The sequence below is a fragment of the Tepidiforma sp. genome (assembly GCF_026419595.1).
Classification (GTDB): Bacteria; Chloroflexota; Dehalococcoidia; order Tepidiformales; family Tepidiformaceae; genus Tepidiforma.
In genome coordinates this window covers 75,918-89,234 of sequence record NZ_JANZZD010000006.1, presented here as the reverse complement: position 1 = coordinate 89,234, position 13,317 = coordinate 75,918, and the positions used below count along the sequence as shown (strand labels likewise).

Genomic DNA, 13,317 nt, shown 5'->3' with positions numbered 1-13,317 from the left:
GCTCTTGAGTATCCGCTAAGCTACGTTTGCCCCTTCAACGATCAGCGCAGCGTCCTTCACACTTCCGCATCCATGCCCCCGATCACCTGCCTCGACCTCCTCGACCCGACCCGCCGCGCGCTCCTCGTCGCGCTCCGCCGCCTCGGCGGCGCGACCGCCGAAGAGGCCGCCGCCCACTGCTTCCTCTCCGTCGGCGCCGCCCGCCAGCACCTCCAGTCGCTCGAAGCGCAGGGCCTCGTCGCCCACGCGCCGCTGCGTCACGGTCCCGGCCGGCCCCGTCACCGCTACCTCCTCACCGCCGCCGGCGAAGCCCTCTTCCCGAAACTCGACCACGAAGCCCTCGATACCCTCCTCGAGGCCATCGAACAGGAAGCCCCGGACGTTCGCGAACGCCTGCTCCGCCGCCTCGTCGAAGGCACCATCAGCCGCTACCGGCCCGCCTTCGAAGCCCACGGCCGCGGTTCACCCCTCCGCGGCGCCGTCGCCGTCTTCGAAGAGGCCGGCTACCTCCCGGAGGTCCGCGAGACGCCCGCCGGCATCGCCATCACGCTCCACCACTGCCCCATCGCCGACGCCGCCCGCCGGCGCGGCCTCCTCTGCGAGGCCGAAGCCCGCTGCCTCGCCGCCGCCTTCGACGGCCTCCGGGTCGCCCGCGGCACGTTCCGGCCCGGTGGCGACGCCACCTGCACCTACATCCTCGAACCCGGCGACGGCTGACCGGCAGTCGAAGGCCCCGGCGACGCGCGCCGGGGCCTCGACAGTCTGCGCTGACCGGCGGGGCCTCAGGCCACGCCGAAGTCCCAGCTCGCGCCGTCGTGGTACACCTTGAGCACGTTCTTCGCGATCAGGATCCGGTGCACCTCGTCCGGCCCGTCCGCGATCCGCAGCGTCCGCGCCCCCGTATACATCCCCGCCAGCGGCGTATCGCCCGAGACGCCCATCGCCCCGTGCACCTGGATGGCCCGGTCCACCACGCGCTCGTGTGCCGCCGGCACGTACACCTTCAGCCCCGAGATGAGCGTCCGCGGGTCCAGCCCGCTGTCGATCACTTCCGCCGTGTGAATCGTCATCAGCCGCGCCGTCACGATGTCGATGTACGAATCGGCGATGAACCCCTGGATGAACTGCTTCGTCTCCAGCTTCCCGCCGCGCACCTGCCGGTCCATCGAGCGCCGCACCATCAGGTCGAACGCCCGCCACATCTGGCCTACGCTGTTCATGCAGTGGAACACCCGGCCAGCGCCCAGCCGGTCCTGCGCCGCCTGGTGGCCGCTCCCCGTCCGGCCGAGCTGGTTCGTCACCGGCACCCGGACGTTCCGGTACTCCACCTCGCAGTGGTTCGATTCGATGCCCCAGACCTTGATCTTCCGGACGATGCGGAAGCCCGGCGTATCCGTCGGCACGATGATCTGCGTCATCTTCTCCTTCTGGCCGCCCGCACCGTCCGGCTCCTCCGTCCGGCACATCACGATCGCGAAGGCCGCACCGTCGGCGCCCGAGGTGAACCACTTCCGCCCGTTGATCACCCACTCATCGCCATCGCGCACGGCCCGCGTCTGGATCGCGTACGGGTCCGAACCCGGAGCGTCCGGCTCCGTCATCGAAAAGCACGACCGGATTTCGCCCCGGATGAGCGGCTCGAGCCACTTCTTCTTCTGCTCCTCCGTCCCGTACTTCAGCAGGATGGTCTGGTTGCCCGAATCCGGCGCCACCACCCCGAAGAGCGGGTTCGAATACGGGCTCCAGGCCAGGATCTCGTTCATGTAGGCGTGCTTCATGAACCCTATCCCCATCCCGCCGTACTCCTTCGGCAGGTGCGGCGCCCACAGCCCGGCCGCCTTCACGTGCTCCTGGATCTCGTGGCGGAGCCGCTGGGTCTCCGGGTTCCGGTAGTCCCCCAGCCGGTCCTCGTTCGGGATGATGTACCGGTTGACGATGTTCGCCGTCGCCTCCCGGATCTGGTTGATCTCCGGGTCCAGCGTCGGCACCGGCGAAACCTGCATGGGTGCGTCCTCCATCGATGTGCGATGGGCGAAGTCTACGCCGAAACGCACGGGGCGCGCCGTCCGTTCGGCGCGCCCCGCAGCGTCGCGTGGTCCTTCGAGGTCGCGTCAGGTAATCGGCCAGCGCGCGCTCGCCTCGTACGCGTGCGCAATCGGGTGGTGGATCCAGATCTGGGCGACTAGCTCGGCCTTCTCCATCTCGTAGCCGCCCAGCTTCACGACCGTGGCCAGGTCCGCCTCGTCCAGCCCCTCCACGAACTTCGCCGAGGCTTCCTGCCCATCGAGGATCGCCTGGATGACCTCCTCCCGGCTCTTCTCCTTCAGCGCCGCGATCGCCGCCGCGTTGTTCTGCGCCGCTGCCGCGCCCGTCACGGCGTCCAGCACGCCCGCGCCGAGCAGCGGGTAGAGCCGCGGCGCCGCCCCGGCCACCGCGGCGATGTGCCGGTACGCGTCCCCGCTCGTCCACTGGTGGCCCAGCTGGTAGTCCCAGTCCTTCGTCCGTTCCGCGGCAGCCGCCGCCCGCCGGCCAGCGAACCGGATGCCCTCGGCCAGTTCCTGCTTCGAAATCATGCTGTCATCTCCTCATGGGAAGGGTCGCACGTAGCGTGCGGCCCCGGCGGTCGTGCCCGCAACCGCCGCTTTGCCGCGACCTGAGGGAGCCACTACTCGTAGCTCTCGTCCTCCGCCTCGACGTCCACGTCCGGGGTGGATTCGATGTCCTCGCCGGTCTCGCTCCAGCCCTCTTCCGTCTCCTCTTCCAGCTCCTCGTCTTCGTCGTACCCCCACTCCTCGTCCTCGTCCCGCCGGAGCAGGCCGCGCCGCGTGTACGCCCGGATCTCCGAAAGCCGCGATTGCGGGAAGCTCACCTTGTCGATCATCGACGGGTGCTTGAACGTCTCCCGCAGGATGACCTTCGGCTGCTCGCCGGTGCTCACCATCGCCGCGCTGTACCGGTTCCCCGCCTTCATCATCCGCGCCAGCCGCAGCCCGATGCGCGGCTCGATCATCCCCACGTACTCCCCGCGCACCGTCAGCACGTTCACCGCGTTCCCCTGCACTTCGAGCTGCACGATGTCGCCCGCGTCCAGCACCGCCGCGACCTTCGGGTCTACCGCCTGCAGCGACGCCACCGCCGCGCTGCCCGTCTCTTCGACGAACAGCCGCGTATCGACCTGCGTCGGCGGCGCGCTCACCGGCGCATCGCGCAGCGCCGCCAGCCGGTCGATGTTCCGCCGCGCGATCTGGTTCGTTGGGTCCAGGTCGAGCGCCTTCTGGTAGGCGTCCAGCGCGTCCTGCACCTGCCCCAGCTCGCTCAGCGCCTTCCCGAGCCGGTTGTACCCCTCCGCTTCGTTCGCGAAGAGCCGCGTGTATTCCCGGTTGACCTGCACGGCCTCCTGCCAGCGCCCGTTCACCGCCAGCTTGACCGCCTGCTCCGTCAGTTGCTTCTTCAGCTTCGCCCGCTCCTCGGGCGTCATCTCGTCGAGGTTCGTTTCGTTCGTCATCTTCCGTCGCTTTCTACCCGCCCGGCGAAGCCGAAAGGATACGGCCAGCGCCCCGCTGGAGCAATCCGAAGCGCCCCGCGGCGCGCCGCCGTACCATCATCCCATGGCCTCCCCGGGCTCCCTCGCATCCATCGACCCCGGCGCCCTCGCCGAACGCATGGCCCGCGCCTGGGCCGATGCGGCCCCGCGCTTCGGCGCCTACCACCTCATCCTCCCCGGCGCCCCCGCGTTCGTCTGCAAGGTCGATGACTGCGAGGCCGCCTGCTGCCGCGTCTTCTCCGTCGCCATGCACGACCGCGACGTCGACCACTTCGCGCGCGTCTCCGGCCTCGCGCCCGTCCAGTTCCTCGAGCTCGAAAACGGCGAACCGATCCGGCTCCCCCTCGCGCAGCCCTACCTGCTCGCCCGCGACGACGGCCGCTGCCGCTTCCTCCAGCCCCGCCACCGCTGCGGCGCCTACGAAGCCCGGCCGACTGCCTGCCGCCTCTACCCCCACTTCGTCGTCTACTGGAACCTCGAAACCGCCCGCCCCGTCTACGCCGACCCGCCCCCGCTCGCCGCCGCAGCCGCCGCCGGCCCCGTCGTCCCGCTCCTGCTCGGCCACGAGCAGTGCCCCGGGTTCACCGGCGAGCCGCTGACGGCACCCGAATGGCTCGCACTCCTCGAAGCGACCGACCACCTCCAGCGGAACCTCGCCTGAAACCGGCCCTGTCCTCTCCCGCGGCCGTGCCCTACCCTCGAAGGTGAGCCCGCCGCATCGATGTCCAGCCGCCACCTGTTCATCCTCTTCCTGCTCTCCGTCACGTGGGGAGCCTCGTTCCTCTTCATCAAGGTCCAGCTCGATGCCGGGCTCGAACCGCTCGCCGTCGCCAGCCTCCGCACCCTCCTCGGTGCCGCGGCCCTCGCGCCGTTCGCTTTCGCCGCGGCCCGCACCGTCCGGCCGACGCCCCGCCAGGCCGCGCTCCTCGCGGCGCTCGGCCTGACCAACTTCGCCCTCCCGTGGACGCTCGTCGCTGTCGCCGAGCACCACATCTCGAGCGGCATGGCCTCCATCGCGAACGCCACCGCGCCGCTCTGGGCCGCCGTCCTCGCCGTCGCCTTCCTCCGCGATGAGCCGCTCACCCTCCAGAAATCCCTCGGCCTCGCCTTCGGCTTCACGGGCATCGTCCTCCTCGCCGGGCCCGCCTCGCTCGCGCACCTCTCCGGCGAAGCCCTCGGCGTGAGCCTCATGCTCCTCTCCACCCTCAGCTACTCCTCCTCCGCCATCGTCATCCGCCGCACCCTCGGCGGCCTCCCGCCGGCACTCGTCGCCTTCGGGCAGGTCGCGGCCGCCGCCGCGGCGCTCGCGCCGCCCGCCCTCGCCACCGGCGGCTTCTCTGGCGCCGCCTGGGGCGCCGGCGTCCTCGGCTCCGCTGCCGCCCTCGGCGTGCTCGGTTCGGGCGTCGCCGTCGTGCTCTACATGGGCCTCATCCAGCAGATCGGCGCCGTCCGCTCCACGCTCGTCACCTATCTCATCCCGCCGTGGGGCGTCATGTTCGGCTGGGCCATCCTCGGCGAACCGCTCGGCTGGAACCTCCTCGCCGGCCTCGCCGTCGTCCTCGCGGGCGTCCTCCTCGTCCAGGGCGTCATCCGGCTTCCCCTCTCCCGCGCACCCTCCCCGGAAGGTTCGGCCGCTGCCGGCCGCTGAGCCCGCCTTCCTGCTAAGCTCCCGCCATGGCCAGCCCCGAGCTTCCGCCCGTTCGCCCAGCCGTCCGCGCCCTCACCAGCCAGCTCATCGCCGACCGCCGCCATCTCCACCAGCACCCCGAACTCTCGTGGCAGGAGCACGAGACCCAGCGCTACCTGCTCCAGCGCCTGTCGGAGCTCGGCCTCGCCGACGTCCGGCCCATCGCCCGGACCGGCGCCACGGCCCTCGTCGAAGGCGCTCGGCCCGGTCCCTGCGTCCTCTGGCGCGCTGACATCGACGCCCTCCCCGTCCCCGAGAAGAGCGGCCTCCCCTTCGCTTCGGTCAACGAGGGCGTCATGCACGCCTGCGGCCACGATACCCACATGGCCATCGCCCTCGGCCTCGCCGCCTGGGCGCAGCAGCACCGCGCCGACCTCCCGGGCGCCATCCGCTTCGTCTTCCAGCCCGCCGAAGAGGCCGCCGGCGGCGCGGCTGCCTGCATCGCTGACGGCGTCCTCGAGAACCCCCGCGTCGACGTCGCGCTCGGCCTCCACATCAGCGCCGATATCCCCATCGGGGCCATCAACCTCGCGCCCGGCCCCTTCTTCGCCGCGCCGACCGCGCTCCGCATCGAAATCACGGGCCGGGGCGGCCACGCCGCCGCGCCCCACCAGGCCGTCGATGCCATCGTCGTCGCCGCCCACGCTGTCACCGCCCTCCAGACCGTCGTCAGCCGCTCCCTGCCCCCGTCCGAACAGGCCGTCCTCACCATCGGCAAAATCCAGGGCGGCTTCCGCGGCAACGTCATCGCCGAATCCGCCGTCATGTCCGGCACCATCCGCTCCTACTCCGCTGCCGTCCGCGACCTCATGCTCCGCCGCACCGAAGAGATCCTCGCCGGCGTCTGCGCGGCCTTCGGCGCCACCTTCGAACTCCGCCACGAGACCTCCTGCCCGCCGCTCGTCAACGACCCGGCTGTCACCGCCGAGGTGCTCGAGCTCGCCCGCGCGTACTTCGGCCCCGGCCGCGTCATCGGCGTCCCCACGATGGGCGCCGAAGACATGTCCGTCTTCCTCGAAGCCCGCCCCGGCTGCTACTTCTGGCTCGGCGCCCGCAACGAACGGAAGGGCATCGCCGGCCGCCACCACGACCCGGGCTTCGTCATCGATGAAGACGCGCTGCCGCTCGGCGTCGAATTCGCCGCCCGCATGGTCGAACACTTCCTCCGGCGCTAGCCCGCGATCAGCTCGAGCAGCCGCTCCACCGCCCCTTCGACCCCCGGCTCGAACGCCGCCAGCCGGCGGTTCTCCCGGCTCAGCAGCCCGTCCTCCTCCGCCCGGTCGAGGAACGCCTTCAGCCCGTCGAAGTAGCCGCCCACGTTCGCGAACACGAGCGGCCCGGCGTGCAAGCCCAGCTGCCGCCACGTCACCATCTCGAACGCCTCGTCCAGCGTCCCGTACGCTCCCGGCAGCGCGAGGAACCCCTGCGCCAGCCCGGCCATCAGCGCCTTCCGCTCAGCCATCGTCTCCACGACGTGCAGCTCCGTGACGCCCGAGTGCGCCAGCTCGAGGTCGACGAGCAGCCGCGGGATGACGCCGACCACGCGCCCGCCGGCCGCGAGGCACGCATCCGCGAGCGCCCCCATCAACCCGACCGTCGCCCCGCCGTAGACCACCGTCACCCCGCGCGCGGCGAGCAGCCGCCCCGTCTCCCGCGCCGCTTGGAGGTAGAGCCGGCGCGCGCCCGACCGCGAACCGCAGAACACCGCGACGGCGGGCGCGCCGCCGCTACTCAGCGACCCACCGGTCGCCATCCCGGTCCCAGCTCACCAGCTCGCCCGGTTCGAAGAAGAGCGCCAGCTCCCGCGCCGCGCTCTCCGGGCCGTCGCTCGCGTGGACCAGGTTCCGCCCCTTGTCGATCCCAAAGTCGGCCCGCACCGTCCCCGGCGCTGCCTCTACCGGGTTCGTCGCCCCGATCGTCGCGCGCACCACCCGGATCGCGTCCTTCCCCTCCCACGCGATGGCGATGACCGGCGCGCTCGTGATGAACTCCACCAGCCCCGGGAAGAACGGCTTTCCCACGTGCTCGGCGTAGTGCCGCTCCGCCAGCTCCCGCGTCACCCGCAGCAGCTTCATCCCGACGATCTTCAGCCCGCGGCGCTCCAGCCGCGCGATGATCTCCCCGGCGAGCCCCCGCTGCATCGCATCGGGCTTCACCAGGAACAGTGTGCGCTCCGTCGATTCCAAGCGTTCCTCCTCGCTACCCGGCCGCGCGCTGCCGCCGGGAGATCGTGATGGCCGGTTCGCGCAGGTAGTACGGCTCCGCGCCCGCCTGCAGCCGGCCTTCCCGGGCCGCTGGGGCCAGCCGCTCCAGCAGCGCCGCCGCCCGTTCGCGCGGTCCGATTTCGATGCCCCCCCGCGCCCCGGCGCCCTCTCCCGCCAGCAGCTCGCCCGCCGGCAGCTCGCCCGTCAGCACGATGTCGCCCGCCGGTCTTCCGCCGGCCCACCGCTGCAGCCCGAATTCGCCCCGCCCCGCCGGGTGGATCGCCGTCACGGCCTCCTTGCCGGCAGCCAGGGCGACCGCCTCGAACGTCCGCACCCCGAAGAGCGGCGCCCCCGTCGCCAGCGAGAGCCCCTGCGCGGTTGCAATCCCCACGCGCAGCCCGGCGTACGAGCCTGGGCCGGTCACGATGATGATGCCCGCCGGCCGCTCGCCGCCCAACAGCGCTTCGATCGCCGAGAGCAGCCCGGTCGTGTGCGTCCGCTCCTCCTCCGCAACCGTGACCGCGCGCTCGCCGTCGCGGTCCACGCCGACGGCGAACCGGTCCGATGCCGTGTCGATGACGAGGATCGCGCTCACGCTGCCCTGAGCGCCTCGACGAGTTCTCGCCCGCGCGCGCCCCGCGCGATGAACCGCAGCCGCCGCGTCCGCGGCCCCTGCTCGCCCGGCCGCAGCTCCACGATCAGGCCGTCCCCGGGCAGCAGCTCCGCCCCGCGCTCCGGCCACTCGATCACCAGCACGCCCTTCTCCGCATAGTCCCACAGCCCGAGCTCGTCCAGCTCCTCCACGTCCTCGATCCGGTAGAGGTCCACGTGGTACAGCACTTCCCGCCCGGCGTACTCGTTCATCAGCACGAACGACGGGCTGTTCACCTGCCCGCGGCAGCCCAGCCCCCGCCCGATCCCCTGCGTCAGGCACGTCTTGCCGCTGCCGAGGTCGCCGCTGAGCAGCACGACGTCGCCCCGCCGGAGCTCCCGCCCCAGCCGTTCGCCGAGCGCCCGCGTCTCCTCTTCGCTCGATGACGCCAGTTCGATCGCCAGCTCGTCCGACATACGCCCAGTATAGGCAGCCCCGCGCTAACGCCCTATTCCGCCTCCGATACCATCACACGGCCCAATTGCGCAACCTCATACCTGCGATTGACCAGTAGGTAGCCGGTGGCTAACTTGTCTTTGCAATCGCCTCGGCCAGCGTCCGCGGCGCCCCCAATCTCACCGTCCCTACACGGAGTCCCGCAGGCATGATGAGAACCCCGACCGAAACCGGTAAGCCCCCCGTGTCCGCCTCACTGGGCAGCCGCATCCGCGCCGCCCGCCGCGATGCCGGCATGAGCCAGGGCCAGCTCGCCCAGGCTCTCAACACCACCCAGAGCGCCATCTCCCTCTACGAAGCCGGCCAGCGCTCCGTCGGCATCGATATGCTCCTCAACGTCGCCCGCATCCTCAACCGCCCGCTCCACTACTTCCTCGGCGACGACGGCGAAATGCTCTACGTCAAGGACAGCGAAATCGCCAACCTCATCCAGGAGCTCGAGCGGCATCCGGAGGACCTCCCCGAGCTGCTCCAGTACTGGAACTTCCTCCGCTGGCGCCGCATGTCCAGCAACGGCGCCGGCCGCCACTGACCTCCGCGCGATCCGCGCTGCCGCAGCAGCCGGGCTCCAGCAGCCCGGCTGTTCCATTTCACCGGACACCATCCCGAGGCTCTCCGATGCGCCGCCTCTGTGACCCCGCCGATGCCCGCCGCCTCCTCAACCCCGGCCCCGTCGGCATCATCACCACCGCCTGGCGCGGCAACGTCAACGCCGCCCCCGTCGCCTGGATGACGCCCCTCTCCATCGACCCGCCCCGCATCGGCGCCGCCATCGCCCCCGAGCGCCACACCGCCGCCATGATCCGCTTCAGCGGTGCCTTCGCCATCAACATCCCGGGGCCGGCCCTCCTCAAGCACACCGCCTTCCTCGGGTCCCTCTCCGGCCTCGAAACGAACAAGCTCGAGGCCGCCGGCCTCGAAACGTTCCGCCCCCTCCTCATCGACGCGCCCCTCATCGAAGGCTGCCTCGCCTGGATCGAATGCCTCGTCGAAGACGCCATCAAAATCGGCGACCACACCCTCTTCGTCGCCGACCCCGTCAAAGTCCAGGCCGACGATGAAGCCTACGCCGGCCGCTGGCTCCTCCAGTCCCGCGAAAAGTCCCCCCTCACCTACATCGGCGGCCGCCACTACGCTGTCATCGGCGACCTCCTCGAAGCCGCCGTCACCGTCGACGAACACGGCGCCCTCGTGACCGAGACCCCCGAAGAGCGCGAAGCCCGCCTCGAGCGCGAAGCCCGCGAGGCCGAACTCCGCCGCCTCGAAGGCGACGAAGGCTACCGCCAGCGCCTCCAGCGCGAATCCTGATTCGGCCCGTCCCACCCGGCGCACGGAAAACGGGGCCGGTCCATTTGGACCGGCCCCGTCGTCCCCAGCGTGCTCCCGCAGGCCCGCGCTACCGCTGCTCGAGCGGTACGTACGGCCGCAGGTCCGCGCCTTCGTACAGCGCGTTCGGCCGCACCAGCCGGTTGTCCGCGTACTGCTCCAGCAGGTGCGCCGTCCAGCCCGCGATGCGCGACATCGCGAAAATCGGCGTGTACAGGTCGCTCGGAATGCCCAGCATCTTGTAGACCGACGCGCTGAAGAAGTCGACGTTCGGGTAGAGCGGCTTCCCCTCCAGCTTCTTCGCGAGGTAGTCCCGCAGCTTCAGCGAGAGGTCGAAGTACTTCCGGTCCGGCGACGTCTCCGCCAGCTTGTGCCCGAGCTGCTCGAGGATGATCGCCCGCGGGTCCGTCGTCTTGTACACCCGGTGGCCGATGCCCATCACCCGCTCGCCCCGCGCCAGCAGGTCGTCCACGTACGCCGGGATGTTCTCCTCTGTCCCGATCGCCTCGAGCGTCCGGTAGACCGCCTCGTTCGCGCCGCCGTGCAGCGGCCCCTTCAGCGTCCCGATCGCCGACGCGATCGCCGAGTACATGTCGCTCAGCGTCGAAGCCGTCACCAGCGCCGAGAACGTCGAGGCGTTCATCTCGTGCTCGGCGTGCAGGATCATCGCCACGTCGAAGACCCGCGCCTCGAGCTCGTTCGGCTCCTCGCCCTTCAGCATCCAGAGGAAGTTCGCCGCATGCCCGAGGTCGTCCCGCGGCGGCACCGGCTCCAGCCCCTGCCGCAGCCGGTGGAAGTTCGCCAGCACCGTTGGCATCCGCGCCGTCAGCAGCGCCGCCGTCTTCTTCAGCTGCTCCTGCGAAAGGTCGCTCGATTTCGGGTCGAGCGCCCCCGCGATGATCACCGAGATCTCCAGCGCCCGCATCGGCCGGATTTTCCCGACGATCTCCCGCTGCACCCGCGAGTTCAGGTCCGAAAGCGGCCGCTCCCGGCGCAGGTCCGCCTTCAGCTGCTCCAGCTCGGCCTTCGTCGGCAGCCGCAGGTTCCACAGCAGGAACGCCGTCTCTTCGAACGTCGAGTGCTCCGCCAGGTCGAAGATGTTGTACCCGGCGTAGATCAGCTCGCCCTTCTGGCCGTCGATTCGGCACAGCTTCGTCGCTGTGACGTTGACGCCCTCCAGCCCCCGTGCGATGACTTCGGTCACGTGCCTACTCCCTCGCCGCGGAACCCGCGGATTGTATACAAGCCCTTGCCCCACGATCCTACCACGCCCGAGCCCGCCCGTGCGTGATCGCCCCCGCCCGGCTAGTGATACTTCGCGGCCAGCGGCAGCCGCCGGTCCCGCCCGAACGCCCGCGGCGTGATCTTCACGCCCGGTGCCGCCTGCCGCCGCTTGTACTCGTTCCGGTCCACCATCCGCACCACCCGCTCCACCGTCGCCCGCTCGAACCCCATCGCGACGATCTCATCCACCGTCCGGTCGTCCTCCACGTACGCCTCGAGGATCGGGTCCAGCACCTCGTACGGCGGCAGCGAATCCTGGTCCAGCTGCCCGGGCCGCAGCTCCGCGCTCGGCGGCTTCGTAATCGAACGCTCCGGGATCCACGGCCGCCCGGCCTGCGCATTCCGCCACCGCGCCAGCCGGTACACCAGCGTCTTCGGCACGTCTTTCAGCACCGCGTAGCCGCCCGCCATGTCCCCGTAGAGCGTCGCGTACCCCGTCGCCATCTCGCTCTTGTTCCCCGTCGTGAGCACGATCGCCCCCGTCCGGTTCGAAATCGTCATCAGCACGTTGCCGCGCTGCCGCGCCTGCAGGTTCTCCTCCGCCGTCCCCGGCTCGCCGCCCTCGAACACCTCCGCCATCATCTCCAGCATCGCCGCATGCGCCGGCTCGATCGGGATGGTCAGGAACCGGATACCGAGGTTCGCCGCCAGCTCCCGCGCATCCTCCTTGCTGTGCTCGCTCGAATACCGGCTCGGCATCGACACGCCGATGACGCGCTCTGCCCCGATCGCGTCGACCGCGACCGCCGCCACGACCGCCGAATCGATCCCGCCCGAAAGCCCGATGATCGCCTCCCGGAACCCCGTCTTCCCGAGGTAATCCCGCGTCGCCAGCACCAGCGCCGACCACACCTCCTCCTCCTCGCTCATCAGCGGCGCCACCGGCCCGCCCGCCCGCGCGGGCTCCCGGCTCGTCTCCAGCCCGAACCCGACGTCGACCGTCACCGCCCCCGTGACCCAGTCCCGCGCCCGCAGCTCCACCCGCCGCCGCGGGTCGTGCAGCCGCCGCTGCGCCACCTCGTCGAGGTCGACGTCCACCACCAGCAGCTCTTCCGCGAACTGCCGCCCCCGCGCGATGACCCGCCCCTCCGCATCCACGACCACCGACGCGCCGTCGAACACCAGCTCGTCCTGCCCGCCGACCGCGTTAAGGTACGCCACCGCAATCCCGTTGTCCGCCGCCCGCGTCGCCAGCATCCGCTCCCGCTCCCGCGCCTTCCCCCGGTGGTACGGCGAAGCGTTGATGTTCACGCACAGCTCCGCCCCGGCCAGCGCCATCGCGTCGAGCGGTGCGCCCGGATACCAGATGTCCTCGCAGATGCTCACCCCGAAGCGCACGCCCCCCGCCCGGTACACCGCCGTCCGCCGCCCCGCGCGGAAGTACCGCTCCTCATCGAACACTCCGTAGTTCGGCAGCCGCTGCTTCTCGTACGTATCCACCCACCGCCCGTCCGCGAACACCGCCGCCGCGTTGTAGGCATCGTCGTCCCGCCAGTCGACGAACCCGACCACCGCCGCCATCCCCCGCGTCGCCTCCGCCAGCGCCGCCGTCGCCTCGCGCGATGCCTCGCAGAACGCCCGCCGCAGCAGCAGGTCCTCCGGCGGGTAGCCCGTCACCGCCAGCTCCGGGAACGCGGCGATGTCGCAGCCCGCAGCCCGCGCCGCGCCGAGGAACTCGCGGATCTTCCGCGTGTTCCCCTCCAGGTCGCCGACCATCGTGTCGATCTGCGCCAGCCCAAGGCGCACCAGCCTCATCGTCGCCTCCTCGCCGCGAGTATAGGCCCCGCCCGCCCCAGCGGCTTCCCTCAGGGTTTCGCCTAGGCATCTCACCCGATTCCCGCGCCGCCCGCCGTCTGCCATCCTCCCCTCGGCGGGGTTTCGAGGTAGGGAGATGACTCGAAGCACCACATCCTTCAGCCCCTGCCCGCTCTGCGGGCGCCATACCCGCGCGCACTCGCGCATCCTCATCGCCGACGTCGAACCCGTCGGCGCCAGGAAGACCAGCTACGCGACCGTGATTTGTCGAGATTGCGCGTTCGCCATGGTCCTCCGCTCCGAGGCCGCCGCGCTGCGCCGCGCCAGCTAGTCCCGGTTCTCCGCCCATGCCGCCGGCCCCCGGTTTCGAGGGCCGGCGGCGCCGTCTAGAATGAGCCCATCCCCACGA

General features: G+C 71.1%; 16 protein-coding genes. 7 read left to right on the top strand and 9 right to left on the bottom strand.

The genetic code is table 11. The features are described from left to right. Nucleotides 1-72 precede the first annotated feature (72 nt). Entirely contained in the window at nucleotides 73-717 is a 645-nt protein-coding gene (locus tag N2041_RS05195; protein ID WP_297676519.1) for a helix-turn-helix domain-containing protein, read from the top strand. Nucleotides 718-782: 65 nt separating this feature from the next. Here the strand turns inward: N2041_RS05195 and N2041_RS05190 are convergent, their stop codons facing one another. From N2041_RS05190 to N2041_RS05180, 3 genes are all read right to left on the bottom strand, one after another. Then, nucleotides 783-2,003, bottom strand: coding sequence for an acyl-CoA dehydrogenase family protein (locus tag N2041_RS05190; protein ID WP_297676517.1), 1,221 nt, complete (start codon nucleotides 2,001-2,003; stop codon nucleotides 783-785). 108 nt (nucleotides 2,004-2,111) lie between these two features. After that, nucleotides 2,112-2,573, bottom strand: a complete 462-nt coding sequence (locus tag N2041_RS05185) for a hypothetical protein (RefSeq protein WP_297676515.1) — start codon at nucleotides 2,571-2,573, stop codon at nucleotides 2,112-2,114. A gap of 92 nt (nucleotides 2,574-2,665) precedes the next feature. Next, a complete protein-coding gene (locus tag N2041_RS05180) occupies nucleotides 2,666-3,505 on the bottom strand; it encodes a tetratricopeptide repeat protein (protein ID WP_297676513.1) in 840 nt (279 codons plus the stop codon). 103 nt (nucleotides 3,506-3,608) lie between these two features. Here N2041_RS05180 and N2041_RS05175 point away from each other — a divergent pair, with 103 nt between their 5' ends. The 3 genes from N2041_RS05175 to N2041_RS05165 are packed head-to-tail and all read left to right on the top strand — an operon-like array spanning nucleotide 3,609 to nucleotide 6,406. Further along, nucleotides 3,609-4,205 carry a YkgJ family cysteine cluster protein gene (locus tag N2041_RS05175; RefSeq protein WP_297676511.1) on the top strand — a complete coding sequence of 199 codons (597 nt, stop codon included), beginning with the start codon at nucleotides 3,609-3,611 and terminating at the stop codon, nucleotides 4,203-4,205. A 60-nt stretch (nucleotides 4,206-4,265) separates the two neighbouring features. Further along, nucleotides 4,266-5,192 (top strand): DMT family transporter, encoded by a 927-nt coding sequence (locus N2041_RS05170; RefSeq protein WP_297676509.1) that lies wholly within the window; start codon nucleotides 4,266-4,268, stop codon nucleotides 5,190-5,192. Between the two features lie 26 nt (nucleotides 5,193-5,218). Then, entirely contained in the window at nucleotides 5,219-6,406 is a 1,188-nt protein-coding gene (locus N2041_RS05165; protein ID WP_297676507.1) for a M20 family metallopeptidase, read from the top strand. On the opposite strand, the gene N2041_RS05160 is transcribed toward N2041_RS05165, so the two are convergent. From N2041_RS05160 to tsaE, 4 genes are read right to left on the bottom strand one after another with little or no spacing between them, the layout of a single operon-like run. Continuing rightward, complete coding sequence (locus N2041_RS05160) at nucleotides 6,403-6,984, bottom strand: TIGR00730 family Rossman fold protein (RefSeq protein WP_297676505.1); 582 nt, start codon at nucleotides 6,982-6,984, stop codon at nucleotides 6,403-6,405. The genes N2041_RS05165 and N2041_RS05160 overlap by 4 nt on opposite strands. Continuing rightward, complete coding sequence (gene ndk, locus N2041_RS05155; protein ID WP_297676503.1) at nucleotides 6,959-7,417, bottom strand: nucleoside-diphosphate kinase; 459 nt, start codon at nucleotides 7,415-7,417, stop codon at nucleotides 6,959-6,961. Before ndk ends, N2041_RS05160 begins: the two co-directional genes overlap by 26 nt. 13 nt (nucleotides 7,418-7,430) lie before the next feature. Continuing rightward, entirely contained in the window at nucleotides 7,431-8,030 is a 600-nt protein-coding gene (gene tsaB, locus N2041_RS05150; protein WP_297676501.1) for a tRNA (adenosine(37)-N6)-threonylcarbamoyltransferase complex dimerization subunit type 1 TsaB, read from the bottom strand. Then, a complete protein-coding gene (tsaE, locus tag N2041_RS05145) occupies nucleotides 8,027-8,503 on the bottom strand; it encodes a tRNA (adenosine(37)-N6)-threonylcarbamoyltransferase complex ATPase subunit type 1 TsaE (RefSeq protein ID WP_297676499.1) in 477 nt (158 codons plus the stop codon). The genes tsaB and tsaE overlap by 4 nt, the downstream gene beginning before the upstream one ends. Before the next feature lie 224 nt (nucleotides 8,504-8,727). On the opposite strand from tsaE, the gene N2041_RS05140 reads away from it, so the two are divergent. Further along, nucleotides 8,728-9,075, top strand: coding sequence for a helix-turn-helix transcriptional regulator (locus N2041_RS05140; protein ID WP_297676497.1), 348 nt, complete (start codon nucleotides 8,728-8,730; stop codon nucleotides 9,073-9,075). 86 nt (nucleotides 9,076-9,161) lie between these two features. Next, nucleotides 9,162-9,851, top strand: coding sequence for a flavin reductase family protein (locus N2041_RS05135; protein WP_297676495.1), 690 nt, complete (start codon nucleotides 9,162-9,164; stop codon nucleotides 9,849-9,851). Between the two features lie 88 nt (nucleotides 9,852-9,939). On the opposite strand, the gene N2041_RS05130 is transcribed toward N2041_RS05135, so the two are convergent. Together N2041_RS05130 and N2041_RS05125 are read right to left on the bottom strand one after the other, a co-directional pair. Further along, nucleotides 9,940-11,073 carry a citrate/2-methylcitrate synthase gene (locus N2041_RS05130; protein ID WP_297676493.1) on the bottom strand — a complete coding sequence of 378 codons (1,134 nt, stop codon included), beginning with the start codon at nucleotides 11,071-11,073 and terminating at the stop codon, nucleotides 9,940-9,942. A gap of 101 nt (nucleotides 11,074-11,174) precedes the next feature. After that, nucleotides 11,175-12,908, bottom strand: coding sequence for an NAD+ synthase (locus N2041_RS05125; RefSeq protein ID WP_297676490.1), 1,734 nt, complete (start codon nucleotides 12,906-12,908; stop codon nucleotides 11,175-11,177). Between the two features lie 136 nt (nucleotides 12,909-13,044). Here N2041_RS05125 and N2041_RS05120 point away from each other — a divergent pair, with 136 nt between their 5' ends. Continuing rightward, nucleotides 13,045-13,239: a hypothetical protein gene (locus tag N2041_RS05120; RefSeq protein WP_297676488.1), complete on the top strand. Its 195-nt coding sequence runs from the start codon at nucleotides 13,045-13,047 to the stop codon at nucleotides 13,237-13,239. Nucleotides 13,240-13,317 lie beyond the last annotated feature (78 nt).

Bases quoted from the DNA above. Each gene is read 5' to 3' on its own strand.
- N2041_RS05135 (WP_297676495.1), top strand. From the start codon at position 9,162: ATGCGCCGCCTCTGTGACCCCGCCGATGCCCGCCGCCTCCTCAACCCC.
- N2041_RS05175 (WP_297676511.1), top strand. From the start codon at position 3,609: ATGGCCTCCCCGGGCTCCCTCGCATCCATCGACCCCGGCGCCCTCGCC.
- N2041_RS05170 (WP_297676509.1), top strand. From the start codon at position 4,266: ATGTCCAGCCGCCACCTGTTCATCCTCTTCCTGCTCTCCGTCACGTGG.
- N2041_RS05165 (WP_297676507.1), top strand. From the start codon at position 5,219: ATGGCCAGCCCCGAGCTTCCGCCCGTTCGCCCAGCCGTCCGCGCCCTC.
- N2041_RS05125 (WP_297676490.1), bottom strand. From the start codon at position 12,908: ATGAGGCTGGTGCGCCTTGGGCTGGCGCAGATCGACACGATGGTCGGC.
- N2041_RS05190 (WP_297676517.1), bottom strand. From the start codon at position 2,003: ATGCAGGTTTCGCCGGTGCCGACGCTGGACCCGGAGATCAACCAGATC.
- N2041_RS05180 (WP_297676513.1), bottom strand. From the start codon at position 3,505: ATGACGAACGAAACGAACCTCGACGAGATGACGCCCGAGGAGCGGGCG.
- N2041_RS05185 (WP_297676515.1), bottom strand. From the start codon at position 2,573: ATGATTTCGAAGCAGGAACTGGCCGAGGGCATCCGGTTCGCTGGCCGG.
- N2041_RS05195 (WP_297676519.1), top strand. From the start codon at position 73: ATGCCCCCGATCACCTGCCTCGACCTCCTCGACCCGACCCGCCGCGCG.
- N2041_RS05120 (WP_297676488.1), top strand. From the start codon at position 13,045: ATGACTCGAAGCACCACATCCTTCAGCCCCTGCCCGCTCTGCGGGCGC.
- tsaE (WP_297676499.1), bottom strand. From the start codon at position 8,503: ATGTCGGACGAGCTGGCGATCGAACTGGCGTCATCGAGCGAAGAGGAG.
- N2041_RS05160 (WP_297676505.1), bottom strand. From the start codon at position 6,984: ATGGCGACCGGTGGGTCGCTGAGTAGCGGCGGCGCGCCCGCCGTCGCG.